The following is a 15,822-nucleotide window of genomic DNA, read 5'->3' as shown; positions in this document are numbered from 1 at the left end:
GCGGCCTCAAGGCCTGAATAAAACCGCGCCGAACGCCCATTGAGCCAAGGCCCTTTGATAATGCGCAACCCCGTCGATTCCGTGCCACCCCTGCCCCGCATCTACGCCCTTGACCCTCAAGCGGCGGAACAAAGCTGGGACAGCGCCCCGCAATTGCTGGCAGCGCTTAATGCTGCCCGGCTGGGGGCATGGTGCTGGGAAATCGACACCGGCCGCATCAGTTGGTCACGGGGCACCCAGGCGTTGTTTGGCTTTGACCCACGCCAGCCGCTGCCCAAGGATCTGGATTACCTCGACCTGCTGGCTCCCGAAGACAGCGCCCGCGTGGTGCGGGCGTTCCATGCAGTGTTGGCGGGCGAGCCGTTCGAACAGGCCATGCATCACCGTATCCAATGGCCGGATGGGAGCCTGCATTGGCTGGAAATCAACGGCAGCCTGGCGCCGGACAAGGCGGGACGGCGCCGTATGATCGGAGTGATCCGCGAGATCACCCACCAACGCGACCGCGAAGCCGCCCTCAGCCACTCCGAAAAACGCTTCGCCACGCTGTTCCACCTGTGTCCGAACATGGTCCTGCTGACCCGCCAGGCCGACGGCCTGATCAGCGAAGCCAACCAGTATTTCGAAATGCTGTTCGGCTGGCCGCTCGCCGACGCCATCGGCCGCACCACCCTGGACCTCGGCCTGTGGCGTCACCCGGAGCAACGCGCGCAGCTGGTGAAAGCCACCCAGCGCAAGGGCGAGCCGATCACCATGGAAGTGCAGTTTTGCGCCAGCAATGGCCAAATCCACGATGGCACCCTCAGTGCGCAGAAGGTCGAACTGGAAGGCGAGGCCTACCTGATCAGTACCTTTCTCGACACCACCGAGCGCAAAAACGCCGAACAAGCCCTCAAGGACAGCCAGGAACGCCTCGACCTGGCCCTGGACTCGGCGCAACTGGGCACCTGGGACTGGCACATCCCCACCGGCATGCTTTATGGCTCGGCCCGCGCTGCCCAATTGCACGGCCTGCCGCCGGAACCCTTCCATGAATCCTTCGACGCTTTCTTCGAGGGCATGCCCGATGACGAGCGCGAGAGCATGCGCAACGCCTACCGCACCCTGCGCGAAGGCCCGGCGGGCAACTATCAACTGACCTATCGCGTGCCCATGGAGGACGGCAGCTCGCGCTACCTCGAAAGTCGTGCGCGCCTGTACCGCGACGAGCACGGCGCACCGCTGCGCATGGCCGGCACCTTGCTCGACATCACCGACCAGGTCGAACGTGAACAACGCCTGACCGCCTCCGAAGAAAAATTCGCCAGCCTGTTCCAGGCCAGCCCCGACCCGATCTGCGTCACCTGCCTGGACAGCGGCGCGTTTATCGAGATCAACCCCGCGTTTACCCAGACCTTTGGCTGGACGGCCGCCGAAGTGATCGACAAGAGTGCCGAGCAGATCGGCCTGTGGGACGAATCCAGCAAGCGCCTGCAACGGATCGAACGGGTGATCCGCGAGCAGGCACTGAGCAATGTGGCAATTGTGGTGCATCACAAAAATGGCCAGGCGCTGACCTGTGTGATTTCCAGCCGGCTGATCAAAGTGGGGGACCAACCGTGTATCGTCACCACCTTGCGCGACATCACCCAGCAACAACGCTCGGAAGCCGCGCTCAAGGCCAGCGAAGAGAAATTCGCCAAGGCCTTCCATTCCAGCCCTGATGCGATTTCCATCACCGAGCGCGATACCGGCCGTTATGTGGAGGTCAACGACGGTTTCTGCCGGTTGACCGGTTATCGCGCCGAGGAAGCCATTGGCCTGACCCTCTACCAGATCGGCATCTGGGCCGACGAGAACCAGCGTGCCGCGCTGCTGGCCGAATTGCACATCAAGGGTCGTATCCATCACCTGGAAATGCTCTGGCACAACAAACGCGGCGAGTTACTGGCGGTAGAAGTCTCGGTTGAACCCATCACCCTCAACGAAACCCCGTGCCTGCTGCTGACCGCACGGGACGTGAGCCTGCTGAAAAACGCCCAGGCACAGATCCGTCACCTGGCCTACCACGACCCGCTGACCAACCTGCCCAACCGTGCCCTGTTGATGGACCGCCTGAGCCAGCAGATCGCTCTGCTCAAGCGGCATAACCTGCGCGGCGCATTGTTGTTCCTCGACCTTGACCACTTCAAGCACATCAACGATTCCCTCGGCCATCCGGTGGGCGACACGGTGCTGAAGATCGTCACCGCCCGCCTGGAAGCCAGCGTGCGCATGGAAGACACCGTGGCGCGCCTGGGTGGCGATGAGTTCGTCGTGCTGCTCAGCGGCCTGGACGGCACGCGCACGGAAGTCAGCCGCCAGGTCCAGGAACTGGCCGACACCTTGCGTGAACTGCTCTCGGAGCCGATGTTCCTGGATGGCCATCGCTTGCAAGTCACGCCGAGCATTGGCGTGGCGTTGATTCCCGATCACGGCTCCACGCCGGCGGACTTGCTCAAGCGCGCCGATATCGCCCTGTACCGCGCCAAGGACTCCGGGCGTAACACCACGCAGATGTTCCACAACAGCATGCAAAAAACCGCCAGCGAACGCCTGCGCATGGAGACCGATCTGCGCCTGGCCCTGTCGCGCGGCGAGTTCAGCGTGCATTACCAACCGCAGGTGGACGCGCGGGGCAACCGGATCGTCGGCGCCGAGGCCTTGGTGCGCTGGCAGCACCCACAACTGGGTGCGCAATCGCCCTCCGAATTCATCAAGGTGCTGGAGGACAGCGGCCTGATCCTTGAAGTCGGCACCTGGATCCTCGATGAAGCCTGCGCCGCCTTCCAACAGTTGATCGCGGAAGGCCTGGTCGACCCACTGAATTTCAGCCTGTGCGTGAACATCAGCCCGAGGCAGTTTCGCCAGAACGACTTCGTGGAGCGGGTGGAGCGCAGCCTCAAGCAGCACGAACTGCCATTCAGCCTGTTGAAACTGGAAATCACCGAAGGCATCGTGATCCAGAACCTGGACGACACCATCAGTAAAATGCGCCGCCTGAAAAAACTCGGCGTGAGCTTTGCGATGGATGACTTCGGCACCGGCTATTCATCGCTGACCTACCTCAAGCGCCTGCCGGTGGACGCGCTGAAGATTGACCAATCCTTCGTGCGTGACGCCACCCATGACCCCAACGACGCCGAGATCATCCGCGCCATTGTCGCCATGGCCCGCAGCCTGAACCTGGAGGTGATTGCCGAAGGCGTGGAAACCCAGGACCAACTCGCCTTCCTGCAGGGCCTGGGTTGCCATTTGTACCAAGGGTATTTGCACAGCCGACCGCTGCCCATGATCGGATTCAGGGAACGCTTGCTCGCGGGAGATGGGCGGGGTTAAACCAGCTTCAAGGCGTGACCGCCCTGCTGCATCCAGTGCGAACTGTTCAAGTCACGCTTGTCCCCATAAGCATCAAGGGCACCGTTTACCACGACAACGGAATGCCCGAAGTTCGCCAGGGTGCCTGGCACGCCTGACGCCAGTTCCTCCACGCTGCTTGGGCGAGTGAATGCATACAAGCCAAGGCGTCGTAACGCATCGCCCGGGACTTCCCCATCATTCAACGTTTTGAGGGCGGCATTGAAGCCCGCACCGGCGCGAAACTCATGGTTCTCCAGTTGGGCACGCTTGGCACTTGCGGCATACAGGAACACCGCATCCTCAATCAGGCCTTTATCCGTTCCATGGAAGTTGGCAGCCTCTCGTGCCTGGCTCAGCTCGGCATGGGTGAGGCGCACCGTGCAACCATCCCGCATGGCGATGCTGAAACCTTCTGGCGTTTCAGTGACACGCTTGAAGATCCCCAGAGGGTTTTGTCCATACTTCATCATCGCTGCCTTGATGGCCGACACCGTGACACAGTTACCCTCAACACCTTGATAGAAACCGCTCCAGATATCGGCAGGCTTGACCCCCACGGACACCGCCGAGAACTGCGCAGGCTTACCGTTGGGGTCGACGGGGACGTCTGCGGCAAGCTGGTAGCCGTAATCCTTGCTGACCGCCGCTTGTTCACCGTTGCTATGCTTGATGCCATCCACGACGAGCGCGCCTGAATAGTTGAAGGTAGGGGTGACGCCGACGCTGTGGGGTTCTCGTAGTTTTTCGGGCGACACAACCCGCAAAAAGCCGGTCAGCCCCATGCCCTTCAAGACGTTGTAAATGTGCTCTCCGCACAACGTGCTCGAGAGCACGGCATCAAACTCAGCATTGCCTTCAACCTGTTTGCGCTTGGCAAAGGCCGCCAGCATGAAATTGGCATCGGCGACCTTTTGCACATCTGGACCGGCAAACCTTGACGCTGCGCCAGTGCGCTGCAACTCCTGCTTTGACAGCGTCACTTCAAACCCGTCTTTCATAGTGATGCTGTACCCCGTAGCGGTCGCCTCCACACGCTCAAACATATCGGAGGGCGACGGACCAAACCTGAGCATCATCAGCTTGATGACCGCGGCATGGCTGCTCAGGTCAAAGACTTCGCCGAATTTTCGCGTGCCCTCAATGAAGCCCTGCATAACCCCAGCGGCCTCGGGTCGGACCTCCGAGGTGGCCGGGTCAACCTTGGGTACGACGGTAGGCGCAACGGGGGCCGGGACCACGGGAGGCTTCGGTACGTTATCGCTCATCAACGTATACAGGTAGGCTCGATCCGGTGAGCGCTCCCTGCCAAACTGATGCGCCTTGCCGGCGTAAATCAGGGATGAACCTGCGTCATAGCTGTCTGCTACGCCTTCCCCGCCCTCAGCCACAAGCGTTGCGGTGGCTACATGCTGAAGATGACGGGATAAACCCATACCTTTGAGCATGTTAAAGGTCGTTTCACCCTGCAGAGACTCCGTCAGCACCGACTGAAAATCGGGTAAATCCGGCGTACTGCCGCGCTCGAGTTGTTTACGCTTGATGAACACTGCCAGCGCAAAATGGGCACTGTCCAACACATCGCTATCACTGCCGGTAAAACGCGATGCAGACGCTGCCTGTTGCAACTCCTGTTTGGACAGATGCAGCCGATAACCATCTTTCATGGTCACGTCGTAAGCCTCACCGTTGTTCCTTACATCGGTGAACATATCGCCAGGGCTTGGGCCGAACTTGAGCATCATCAACTTGATGACTGCGCTGTGTGAACTCGCGTTGAAATGCTCGCCAAAGCCCCTCTCCGGCACATCAAAAGCTGGGATGCGAGACGCTTCAGGGTGCTTTGATAATGGCGGCACAAGGGGATTTAAGCGCGCAAAAGATCCAATCGCAAACGTACTCATATCGTTCACTCTTTGCTGAAACAGTGGGAGAGTTCGAGACCGGAAACCCGGATCAGGCGAGGTGATCAGATCAACGCAACGGCCTGTCCATCCCTAGGTCGATTGCCTTTGCGCCCGTATATCTCCTCGCAACCCTCCACGACGGCAACCGAATGTCCGCGCCTATTGACCATACCGATCAGAGACGGGTCAGCTAATTCACTCACCTTGACCCTCTTCATGTGGTCCTTCAACCCCAGCCGCAGGAAGCCTTCGCCAGGTTTGTTCCTGTCTTCGTCTTCACCATTATTGAGCGTCGTGATCGCCGCATTGAAACTTCTGCTCGCCCATCCGTCATTGTTCTCCATCTGCGCACGCTTGGCGGAACAGGCAAACAGGAAGTGGGCATCCTTGAGCATTTCTGGATCACTCATGCCGACAAAGTTGGAACCGCGTATAGCCGCCTGCAACTCGGACTTGCTCAGCGTCAATTCAAACCCGTCACGCATAACAACTTTATAACCCTGCTCATTGGCCTCCACAGACTTATAAATATCCTTTGGGCTTTGACCAAACTTCGCCATCGCCGCCTTGATGGCGGAAATCGTTACGCAATTACCATTACTTCCCTGGCGAAAACCAGTCCAGATGTTGTTGGGCTTTTCACCTTTGCGTTTGTTGGAGAGCCCGGGAATGTATTCGTTTCGCTTGTCTGTCAGTGTCGCGTCGTCAGCGGGTTTCACGTGGGGCTGCGGAATGGGTACGTCGTTGTTTTTCGGCACCGGCGGGCGTACGCCTTTATCCAAGATGGCCTGCAACTGGTTGAAGAACTGCATGAACAAGTCCTTAAGCATACCCAACACGGCCTCGGGGTCTGCGGTGTTCCCGATATTCCTAGGCTGCGACGCTGCGGGTGAGGCCTGTGTCGCAGTGCGCACACTGTTTCGGCTGGCAGAATCGAGTGAAGCGCTACCTGAAAAACCTGACGCGCCATAAGGATCAATAGTGGGTCGTGTAATAGGAAGATGGTTAATCGACAACATGACTTCATACCTCATTGAGGAGGCTCCCTGACCACATCGGCCAGGGAACGATCATTACAGTGGTGTTTAACGCTTCAAGGCAGCAGGCTCAGAAGCGTGAGCGGAGGCTGGACCTGGAGAACCGGCTATGGGAGTGCCTGGCGAAATCGTCCGCCAAGTTATCGGGTGCGGGGGATGTAAGCTCCGGCGTGGGTTTTGTGTCGATGTTGGGCGTTACCACCGGCGGCGGCGTGGGTTGTGCGTCGACCTTCGGCGTTACCACCAGCGGCGGCGCAGGTTGTGTTTCAACCTTTGGCATCACCACCAGCGGCGGCGTGGGTTGTGCGTCGACCTTCGGCGTTACCACCGACGGCGGCGTGGGTTGTGCATCGACCTTTGGTGCCACCACTGACGGCGGCGTGGGTTGTGCGTCGACTTTCGAGGTAACCCGGGGTTGTGGCGGGTTTTTTTCGTCCGTATGCGGGCAATGGCAGTTCTGCACCTGCACAGTCACGTTGATATCAGACGACAGCTTATTCTGCTGTGCAACGTCGGTGAGGGCAGTCGTTACCTGCTTGGCATTGGGCTTACCGTCCGGCGTGACAGTCACTTGCGCAGGCCTATCTGGCGTGACGCGTGTATCTAGCTTGGGCTCCACCTTTGCCTTGGCGTCTGCTTGCGGCATGACCTTGGGTTGCAGTCCCGTATCCATGGCAACCTTGGTATCGGCACCGGGCATCACTTTTGGCTTGGTATCCGCTTCTGCAGTGACCTTGGGTTGGACGCCGGGATCCGTGGCAACCTTATTATCAGCAGCTGGCATCACTTTTGGCTTGGTATCCGCTGCAGGTGCTACCTTGCTCTGGGCCGCCGTATCCGCAACGATCTTGGCGTCCGGGCCGGGCTTCACCTGGGGCTGAGCATCCGCCTCACCGGGCAACTTGGGCAGCACCCCCATACCGGCGAGCATGCTACGCATCGCCTTGACCGCGAACTCAAACATGGCAAACAACTTTTCCAGCGACTCCTTATTCATCGGCACATGAGTATCTTTAGAGGCGGGATTAGTGTCCTTCAGAAACTTATTTACACTGTCCATCGAAGGAGATAACCCAGGTGTTTTATCCGTTTGCAAAGGAGACTGATTAAGTTGAGCGTAACCTGTATTCATCGGCACGAACTGTTGGGTCGAGACATTAGACATTTTCTTATTCCTATGACTTTGCCCAACTCCTGCAGTGGCAGGAGAGAGACAGTTATTGACTTGGTGCGTTAAAAAACGGCGAGTTCGAAAAACTCGTAAGGTTCGTGGGGCGTAACGACAATGAGTTCCGAAAAAACGCGGCTTATATAAGGAAACCAATTGAGCGCCAGGGGTGTTTGCCTATGGACAAACCGAGAAAAAGCCAGGCCGTGTACGCCTAAAGCGCTTTTTGGACTGGAAACTTAATGCAACACCCTCTGAACAAAGTAACTTAAAGAAAACAACACGCTCACCTTACAAGCGAAACCTATGTTAATTGACGCGCACACAAGTACTTTACCGCACACTAAAAAACACACAAATTCAAAACTTAGTTGCAGTCAAGCTCAAACACTCATAGACACTTGCATATATCTCGAAATAACACTTCACCCGCATTAGCAACACAACGACTGAAACCTACTCCAAACGGCAGACAATGACGCCAAACGTATTTTTCAGACAAAAAAAAGGCACCTTTCGGTGCCCTCTATCGCAATGATTGAAACACTTATATATGTAAACCTAATCTTGCAGCGTAACCGATTGTTCACGCTGACTGGGCATCCCCAGCAATCGCCCGACCTGCTCAAGGTCGGTTTCCCTACGCATCAGCGTAAACAACTCCACCGCCTCAGGGTAATTGCGGGTGAGCATCGCCAGCCATTGCTTCAAACGCCCCGGCGCCTGACGCTCAGTCAGTTGCGCCACCGACTGGGTCCAGAAATCCTGAAGCATGGGTTGCATCTCGGCCCAGGTCATCTCGATCACTTCCTCGCCTGCCCGCGCCGCAGCAATCTGCCGCGCCAGGTCCGGACGTGCGACCAGGCCCCGGCCCAGCATGATGTCTTCGGCACCACTGACTTCGCGGCAGCGCTTCCAGTCTTCAACGCTCCAGATATCACCATTGGCGAACACCGGTACCTTGACCACGTCTTGTACGCGCGGGATCCACTCCCAGTGAGCAGGCGGTTTGTAGCCGTCAGTCTTGGTCCGCGCATGCACCACGATGTGTGCCGCGCCACCCTCGGCCAGGGCCGTGGCACAGACCAGGGCGCCGTCCGGGCTGTCGAAACCCAGGCGCATCTTGGCGGTGACCGGAATGTGCGCCGGTACGGCGCGGCGCACGTGTTCGACGATCTGGTTGAGCAGCTCCGGCTCCTTGAGCAGCACTGCCCCGCCACGGGACTTGTTGACGGTCTTGGCCGGGCAGCCGAAATTCAGGTCGATGACCTGCGAGCCCAGCTCACACGCCAAGGCGGCGTTTTCCGCCAGGCAGACCGGGTCGGAGCCGAGCAATTGCACACGCAGCGGCACGCCGGCAGCGGTATGGGCGCCGTGCAGCAGTTCCGGGGCGAGCTTATGGAAATACGCGGGGGTAAGCAGGCGGTCGTTGACGCGGATGAACTCGGTCACGCACCAGTCAATACCGCCGACACGGGTGAGAACGTCCCGCAGGATGTTGTCGACCAACCCCTCCATGGGCGCCAAAGCAATTTGCATGGAAAACACTCAACAAAAATCGTGGCGCAGTTTACTGGGTTTCCTACAGCAACCGTTAACCCCCTGTCAGGGCGGGGCCATAACCGTCGAGAAATTCTGCGGGCATGCGCTTGGGCTTGCCGGTGGAGAGTTCAATGCAGACAAAGGTGGTTTGCGCACGCAGCAGGGTCGCGCCATCACGCGGGCGAAACAGCTGGAAGCGCCGGGTCATCTTCAGGCGCTGGTCCCAGTCGACGATCCAGGTGGCCAATTGCAGCTCGTCGCCTTCGTAGCCGGCGGCCAGGTAGTCGATCTCATGGCGCACCACTGCCATGGCGCGGTCCAGGCGGCGATACTCGGTCAGGTCCAGGCCCAAACGCTGGGAATGACGCCAGGCACAGCGCTCCAGCCAGGACACATACACCGCGTTGTTGGCGTGCCCCAGGCCGTCGATATCTTCAGGGGCCACCTGCAGATCGATGATAAACGGCGTTGCCAAATCCCAGCCCATGCCTTGCTCCCGGTCGATTAACGTATCCGGGGCAGTGTATCAGGCCGTTTGCCGCGCCTGTAGACGACGGCCGGCCAGCAGCACCAACACAGCCTCGATCACGCGCGGATCGGCCAGCACTTTCTGGTGACCGCCCTGCTCCAGGCGCAGCAGACGGCTGTCAAACCAGGCTTCGTGAATAGCTTGAGAGGCTTTGACCGGGACGAACGTATCGTCTTCGGCGTGCACGATCAGGCCAGGGATATTCATCTGGTAATGGGCCACATCCAGATGCTTGAGCGGCATGCCAAAGGTCTGCTCGACTTCCTGGATGAACGCCGAGCGTGCCCGCGCCGGCAAACCGACCATTTTGGTGAAGCCCCGCAACACATCCAGAAAGCGTGACGGTGCGGCAATGCTCACCAACGCCTCGGTGCGCAAGCCCAACTGCACCGCCAGCATCGCACTGGCACCCCCCATGGAATGACCGATCACCGCATGCAGCGCCGGCAACTCGGCAGCGGCTTCGAGCATGGCACGGGCGAACAGCAGCACATGGGCTTCACGCCCTGGCGAACGGCCATGGGCGGGACCGTCGAGGGCAATCACCGAGTAACCGTTGTCGACCAATGCCGTGATCAGGCTGGCGAATTGAGTGGGCCGCCCTTCCCAACCGTGCATCAACAACACCGCCGGCCCCTGGCCCCAGCGCAAGGCGGACAGACCGAAGCGTAAGGTGATGCGCTCCGATTGCGCCAGCAGCGGCAGCTCCCAAGCGCGCGGCGGCAGGTCGCGGGGGGTCATGAAGGCGCGGCGCATCTTGTTGGCCACCGTTTGCGGTGCCAGGTGCCCCAGGGTGCCGTTGAAGCGACGAATCCAGGTTAACGTGCCCATCATGACAGCCCTCTTCTAGCGCACGGCCGACTTGGCAGCGCGCAGCACACGGTCAGACAACTCACCCGGCCCCAAGGCGCGAGCCAAGGCCAGGCCACCGATCATCAGCGCCATGTCCGCCAGGGCTTTGTCGGTGTCTTCAGGGCTGGCGGCGAGTTGCGCGGCCATCAGCTCGCAGTGCTCGTTCAGCGCCTGGCGGAACTCATCCGGCAGGCGGCTCATCTCACCGACGGTCGCCGGGATCGGGCAGGCCTGGGCGGTAGAGTCACGGTGCTTGCGCGACAGATAGAACGCCGCCACCAGGCTTCTGCGCTCCTCACCGGTCAACTGGGCGTCCATGTCATCAATCGACGCACGACGCTTGGCCAGCAGCTGAGTGAAGGCCTCCAGCATCAGTGCGTCCTTGCTTTCGAAGTGCGCGTAGAAACCACCGACGGTCAGCCCCGCCGCGCCCATGACTTCACCCACACTCGGTTCGGCCGGGCCGCGCTGGATCAACGCGGCGCTGGCGGCCTGCAGAATGCGTTCGCGGGTTTGCGCTTTTTTATCGCTCATCATTGCCTCCGATGTTCATGGGTTGAATATTATTACCATAATAATATTTGGCAAGCCACAGGCGTGACCGCTGGTCAGAAGAGAAGAAGGGGATTAAAGAGAGATTTGGCCAAACGCCAGACAAACAAAAGGGCCATTCAATAATTGAATGACCCTTAAAAATCCCGCAGAGCGGGTAATCGTGGCGTCCCCTAGGGGACTCGAACCCCTGTTACCGCCGTGAAAGGGCGGTGTCCTAGGCCACTAGACGAAGGGGACACAAACCTTCTGTACACTGATCAGGCTGAGACTGATCGATCCAAGGACGGTGTGGCCGGAACCTTGGAACTGTAAATTGGTGGAGCTAAACGGGATCGAACCGTTGACCTCTTGCATGCCATGCAAGCGCTCTCCCAGCTGAGCTATAGCCCCGGATTTTTCGTCTCGCGACGCAGCAGGCCTTGCGAACTGCTTGTTGAAACTGGCGTCCCCTAGGGGACTCGAACCCCTGTTACCGCCGTGAAAGGGCGGTGTCCTAGGCCACTAGACGAAGGGGACAAAACCTTCTGTACAACTGATCAGCGCTGAGAGCTGATCGATTCAAGGACGGTGTGGCCAGACCTTGAACCTGTAAATTGGTGGAGCTAAACGGGATCGAACCGTTGACCTCTTGCATGCCATGCAAGCGCTCTCCCAGCTGAGCTATAGCCCCTCATCGGTGAGGACGGGGCGAATCTTAATGGCGCTTTGGAAGTGTGTCAAATTTATTTTCAACATTTTCCAAAATTTTTTGCCGGGATAACAATCACTTACCGTCGAAACCCCGGAAAACCGGGGTTTCGCCGTTTCAATCGCGTGCTTAAGCGATAGCGCCCAGCAGCTTTTCCCACTCTTTGTTTTCTTTCTTCGACACACCACCAAGCAAATCAAGGGCTTGGCGCAGGCGGAAACGGGTCAGGTCCGGGCCGAGGATTTCCATCGCATCCAGCACCGACACCGAACTGGCCTGCCCGGTGATCGCGGCAAACATCAACGGCATGGCATCGCGCAATTTCAGTTCCAGGGATTCCACCACCGCCTGGATCGTCGCGGTGATCGCATCTTTCTCCCACTGGCGCAGGCTTTCCAGCTTCCACAGGATCAACTGCATCAGCTGGCGAACCTGGTCACCGGAGAGTTTCTTCGACTCGAACAGCTTAGGATCCGGATTTACGCCCCCGGCAAAGAAGAAACTGGCCAACGGTGCGACCTGGCTGAAGGTCTCCACCCTGCCCTGCACCAGCGGCGCGATCTTCATCATGTACTCAGGGTTCAACGCCCACTGCTGCACGCGGCTGGCGAATTCTTCCACCGGCAGGTCACGCAGCCACTGGCCGTTGAGCCACGACAGTTTCTCGATATCGAAGATCGGCCCGCCCAGGGACACGCGGGACAAGTCGAAGTTATCGACCATTTCCTGCAACGAGAACTTCTCGCGCTCGTCCGGCATCGACCAGCCCATACGACCCAGGTAGTTGAGCATCGCTTCCGGCATGAAGCCCATGCGCTCGTAGAACGTCACCGAAGTCGGGTTCTTGCGCTTGGACAGCTTGCTCTTGTCCGGATTACGCAGCAGCGGCATGTAGCACAGCTGCGGCTGTTCCCAGCCGAAGTACTCGTAGAGCAGGATCAGTTTCGGCGCCGATGGCAACCACTCTTCGCCGCGCAGCACGTGGGTGATGCCCATCAGGTGGTCGTCGACCACGTTGGCCAGGAAGTACGTCGGCAGGCCGTCGGTCTTCATCAGCACTTGCATGTCCATGCGGTCCCACGGGATCTCGACGTCACCGCGCAGCATGTCCGGCACCACGCACACGCCTTCGCTTGGTACTTTCATGCGGATCACGTGAGGCTCGCCGGCCGCGAGGCGCTGGGCCACTTCCTCTTTCGACAGCAGCAGCGCACGGCCATCGTAGCGTGGGGTTTCGCCACGGGCCTGTTGCTCGGCACGCATCTGGTCCAGTTCTTCTGCGGTGCAGAAGCAAGGGAAGGCATGGCCCATGTCGACCAGTTGCTGGGTGTACTGCTTGTAGATGTCGCTGCGCTCGCTCTGGCGATACGGGCCGTGCGGGCCGCCGACGTCCGGGCCTTCGGCCCAGGTAATGCCCAACCAGCGCAGGGCATCGAAAATCTGCTGTTCCGACTCACGGGTGGAACGCAGTTGATCGGTGTCTTCGATCCGCAGGATGAATTCACCGCCGTGCTGCTTGGCAAAGCAGTAGTTGAACAAGGCGATGTAAGCAGTGCCGACGTGGGGATCCCCAGTGGGCGATGGCGCGATGCGCGTGCGGACGGTGGTCATGGCAGGTCTCGAATGGGCGATAAAACTGAAAATTGAAACAAGGGGCGAATGGTAACACCAGCTTGGGGGGTTCTGGCAGACCGAGGTGCCTGCATTCGCGAGCAAGCCCGCTCCCACAGTTGACCGCATTCTCATGTCGGAAATCGGTCAAGTGTGGGAGCGGGCTTGCTCGCGAAGAGGCCATCACAGCCCCTACAAGATCAAACAGCCAGCAACCGCTCCCGCAACTTGCCGATCTCGTCCCGCGTCTGCGCCGCCGCCTCGAACTCCAGGTCCCGCGCCAACTGGTACATCTTCTCTTCCAACTGGCGGATGCGCTTGGTGATCTCACTCGGCGAGCGCAGTTCGTTCTCGTACTTGGCGCTTTCCTCGGCGGCCTTGGCCATGCCTTTGCGCTTCTTGCTGCGCGAGCCCGGCACGGTGGCGCCTTCCATGATGTCGGCAACGTCCTTGAACACGCCCTTGGGCGTGATGCCATTTTCCAGGTTGAACGCAATCTGCTTGTCGCGACGGCGCTGGGTCTCACCAATCGCCCGCTCCATGGAACCGGTAATGCGGTCCGCATAGAGAATCGCCCGGCCATTGAGGTTCCGTGCCGCACGGCCGATGGTCTGGATCAACGAGCGTTCAGAGCGCAAAAAGCCCTCCTTGTCCGCATCGAGAATCGCCACCAGCGACACTTCCGGCATGTCCAGGCCTTCACGCAGCAGGTTGATGCCCACCAGCACATCAAAGGTGCCCAGGCGCAGGTCGCGGATGATCTCCACGCGTTCCACGGTGTCGATGTCCGAGTGCAGGTAGCGCACGCGCACACCGTGGTCGGCCAGGTAGTCGGTCAAGTCTTCGGACATGCGCTTGGTCAGCGTGGTGACCAGCACCCGCTCTTCCAGGGCCACGCGCTTGGTGATTTCCGAGAGCAGGTCGTCGACCTGGGTGAGCGCCGGGCGGATCTCGATTTCCGGGTCGACCAGGCCGGTCGGCCGCACCAGTTGCTCGATCACGCGGCCGGCATGCTCGGCCTCATAGTTGCCCGGCGTGGCGGACACAAAGATGGTCTGCGGGCTGATGGACTCCCACTCATCAAAGCGCATCGGCCGGTTATCCAGTGCCGACGGCAAGCGGAAACCGTATTCCACCAGGGTTTCTTTACGCGAACGGTCGCCCTTATACATCGCGCCCACTTGCGGCACGCTGACGTGGGACTCGTCAATCACCAGCAGCGCGTCAGGCGGCAGGTAATCGTAAAGCGTCGGCGGCGGCGCGCCGGATTCGCGGCCCGACAGGTAACGCGAGTAGTTTTCGATGCCGTTGCAGTAGCCCAGCTCCAGGATCATCTCCAGGTCGAAACGGGTGCGCTGCTCCAGGCGCTGGGCTTCCACCAGCTTGTTATTGGAACGCAGGTACTCCAGGCGCTCGGCCAACTCGACTTTGATGCCCTCAATGGCGCCCATCAGGGTTTCACGCGGGGTCACGTAGTGGCTTTTCGGATAGAAGGTGAAGCGCGGCAGCTTGCGGATCACCTCGCCGGTCAACGGGTCGAAGGCCGACAGGCTCTCGACTTCATCGTCGAACAGCTCGATGCGGATCGCTTCCAGGTCGGATTCCGCCGGGTAGATGTCGATCACATCGCCGCGCACGCGGAAGGTGGCGCGGGCAAAGTCCATGTCGTTGCGGGTGTATTGCAGGCTGGTCAGGCGGCGCAACAGCTCGCGTTGATCGAGCTTGTCGCCGCGATCGACGTGCAGCACCATCTTCAGATAGGTTTCCGGGCTGCCCAGGCCGTAGATGCACGACACGGTGGTGACGATGATCGCGTCCTTGCGCTCCAGCAAGGCCTTGGTCGCCGACAGCCGCATCTGCTCGATGTGGTCGTTGATCGACGCATCCTTCTCGATAAAGGTATCGGAGGACGGCACGTAGGCTTCGGGCTGGTAGTAGTCGTAGTAGGAAACGAAGTACTCCACCGCGTTGTTCGGGAAGAACGCCTTGAACTCGCCGTAGAGCTGCGCCGCCAGTGTCTTGTTCGGCGCCAGCACCAGGGTGGGCCGGTTGATCTGCGCAATGACGTTGGCGATGCTGAAGGTCTTGCCCGACCCGGTCACCCCGAGCAGGGTCTGGTGCGCCAGCCCGGCTTCGATGCCTTCGACCATCTGGCGAATGGCTTCCGGTTGATCGCCGGCGGGTTCAAAGCGGGTGACGAGCTGGAAATCCGACATAACGTACCTCGTGAAGTCACCCCAGACTCAAAACCGCCAGGGACGAAATAGCTCAGCAACCCGCGAATAATCATCGCAGGTTGCAGGAAAAAACCATGATAGCTGTAGAAGTGGTGGCGAATGTGACGGGTTTCAAGGCAATCGTCCTACACGCCTTTACCGATCAATGTTGCAATAAGACTAACGGTCAGCAAATAAACCGAAAAACTTGGCCGAAAAGCCGTTTCGGCTGTCGCCTCAGGCGGTGATGGTCTCTATACTAACTCCCCGTTTGTGCACCGCTCTAGTGCATTCGGCTGGAGCGCGACACGTCCCTCCTACCCCCCATAGAGCTGCCGCAAA

General features: G+C 59.4%; 10 protein-coding genes and 4 tRNA genes. 1 reads left to right on the top strand and 13 read right to left on the bottom strand.

Annotation, left to right across the window (positions count from 1 at the left end; translation table 11 throughout):
* The first annotated feature begins 60 nt into the window (after nucleotides 1–60).
* Complete coding sequence (locus ACP7BX_RS12735; RefSeq protein ID WP_426126814.1) at nucleotides 61–3,357, top strand: EAL domain-containing protein; 3,297 nt, start codon at nucleotides 61–63, stop codon at nucleotides 3,355–3,357.
* Here ACP7BX_RS12735 and ACP7BX_RS12730 read toward each other — a convergent pair.
* The 13 genes from ACP7BX_RS12730 to uvrB form a co-directional block, all read right to left on the bottom strand.
* On the bottom strand, nucleotides 3,354–5,279 hold the full coding sequence (locus tag ACP7BX_RS12730) for a hypothetical protein (RefSeq protein ID WP_426126812.1): 1,926 nt from the start codon (nucleotides 5,277–5,279) through the stop codon (nucleotides 3,354–3,356). The two genes, ACP7BX_RS12735 and ACP7BX_RS12730, sit on opposite strands and share 4 nt — an antisense overlap.
* 65 nt (nucleotides 5,280–5,344) lie before the next feature.
* Nucleotides 5,345–6,094, bottom strand: coding sequence for a hypothetical protein (locus ACP7BX_RS12725; protein WP_426126810.1), 750 nt, complete (start codon nucleotides 6,092–6,094; stop codon nucleotides 5,345–5,347).
* 295 nt (nucleotides 6,095–6,389) lie between these two features.
* A complete protein-coding gene (locus ACP7BX_RS12720; protein WP_426126808.1) occupies nucleotides 6,390–7,484 on the bottom strand; it encodes a hypothetical protein in 1,095 nt (364 codons plus the stop codon).
* Nucleotides 7,485–8,048: 564 nt separating this feature from the next.
* Nucleotides 8,049–9,026 (bottom strand): tRNA dihydrouridine synthase, encoded by a 978-nt coding sequence (locus ACP7BX_RS12715; protein WP_038845577.1) that lies wholly within the window; start codon nucleotides 9,024–9,026, stop codon nucleotides 8,049–8,051.
* Nucleotides 9,027–9,081: 55 nt separating this feature from the next.
* The gene (locus ACP7BX_RS12710) at nucleotides 9,082–9,516 is read right to left on the bottom strand and encodes a thioesterase family protein (RefSeq protein ID WP_314535046.1); all 435 of its coding nucleotides are present in this window, start codon (nucleotides 9,514–9,516) and stop codon (nucleotides 9,082–9,084) included.
* Nucleotides 9,517–9,555: 39 nt separating this feature from the next.
* Nucleotides 9,556–10,389, bottom strand: coding sequence for an alpha/beta hydrolase (locus ACP7BX_RS12705; protein WP_426126840.1), 834 nt, complete (start codon nucleotides 10,387–10,389; stop codon nucleotides 9,556–9,558).
* Nucleotides 10,390–10,404: 15 nt separating this feature from the next.
* Complete coding sequence (locus ACP7BX_RS12700) at nucleotides 10,405–10,944, bottom strand: TetR/AcrR family transcriptional regulator (protein WP_010209050.1); 540 nt, start codon at nucleotides 10,942–10,944, stop codon at nucleotides 10,405–10,407.
* A 182-nt stretch (nucleotides 10,945–11,126) separates the two neighbouring features.
* A tRNA-Glu gene (locus tag ACP7BX_RS12695) sits at nucleotides 11,127–11,202 on the bottom strand.
* 77 nt (nucleotides 11,203–11,279) lie between these two features.
* A tRNA-Ala gene (locus ACP7BX_RS12690) sits at nucleotides 11,280–11,355 on the bottom strand.
* Nucleotides 11,356–11,405: 50 nt separating this feature from the next.
* Nucleotides 11,406–11,481, bottom strand: a tRNA-Glu gene (locus ACP7BX_RS12685).
* 78 nt (nucleotides 11,482–11,559) lie between these two features.
* A tRNA-Ala gene (locus tag ACP7BX_RS12680) sits at nucleotides 11,560–11,635 on the bottom strand.
* A 147-nt stretch (nucleotides 11,636–11,782) separates the two neighbouring features.
* Nucleotides 11,783–13,264 (bottom strand): glutamate--tRNA ligase, encoded by a 1,482-nt coding sequence (gene gltX / locus ACP7BX_RS12675; protein WP_015884987.1) that lies wholly within the window; start codon nucleotides 13,262–13,264, stop codon nucleotides 11,783–11,785.
* 200 nt (nucleotides 13,265–13,464) lie between these two features.
* Nucleotides 13,465–15,480 (bottom strand): excinuclease ABC subunit UvrB, encoded by a 2,016-nt coding sequence (gene uvrB / locus ACP7BX_RS12670; RefSeq protein ID WP_038845574.1) that lies wholly within the window; start codon nucleotides 15,478–15,480, stop codon nucleotides 13,465–13,467.
* Nucleotides 15,481–15,822: the final 342 nt, after the last annotated feature.

It is taken from the genome of Pseudomonas sp. DWP3-1-3b3, from assembly GCF_049896305.1.
GTDB lineage: Bacteria > Pseudomonadota > Gammaproteobacteria > Pseudomonadales > Pseudomonadaceae > Aquipseudomonas > Aquipseudomonas azotoformans_A.
This window is presented reverse-complemented; position numbering and strand designations above follow the sequence as displayed.

Bases quoted from the DNA above. Each gene is read 5' to 3' on its own strand.
- ACP7BX_RS12715 (WP_038845577.1), bottom strand. From the start codon at position 9,026: ATGCAAATTGCTTTGGCGCCCATGGAGGGGTTGGTCGACAACATCCTG.
- uvrB (WP_038845574.1), bottom strand. From the start codon at position 15,480: ATGTCGGATTTCCAGCTCGTCACCCGCTTTGAACCCGCCGGCGATCAA.
- ACP7BX_RS12710 (WP_314535046.1), bottom strand. From the start codon at position 9,516: ATGGGCTGGGATTTGGCAACGCCGTTTATCATCGATCTGCAGGTGGCC.
- gltX (WP_015884987.1), bottom strand. From the start codon at position 13,264: ATGACCACCGTCCGCACGCGCATCGCGCCATCGCCCACTGGGGATCCC.
- ACP7BX_RS12720 (WP_426126808.1), bottom strand. From the start codon at position 7,484: ATGTCTAATGTCTCGACCCAACAGTTCGTGCCGATGAATACAGGTTAC.
- ACP7BX_RS12725 (WP_426126810.1), bottom strand. From the start codon at position 6,094: ATGCAGTTCTTCAACCAGTTGCAGGCCATCTTGGATAAAGGCGTACGC.
- ACP7BX_RS12705 (WP_426126840.1), bottom strand. From the start codon at position 10,389: ATGGGCACGTTAACCTGGATTCGTCGCTTCAACGGCACCCTGGGGCAC.
- ACP7BX_RS12730 (WP_426126812.1), bottom strand. From the start codon at position 5,279: ATGAGTACGTTTGCGATTGGATCTTTTGCGCGCTTAAATCCCCTTGTG.
- ACP7BX_RS12735 (WP_426126814.1), top strand. From the start codon at position 61: ATGCGCAACCCCGTCGATTCCGTGCCACCCCTGCCCCGCATCTACGCC.
- ACP7BX_RS12700 (WP_010209050.1), bottom strand. From the start codon at position 10,944: ATGAGCGATAAAAAAGCGCAAACCCGCGAACGCATTCTGCAGGCCGCC.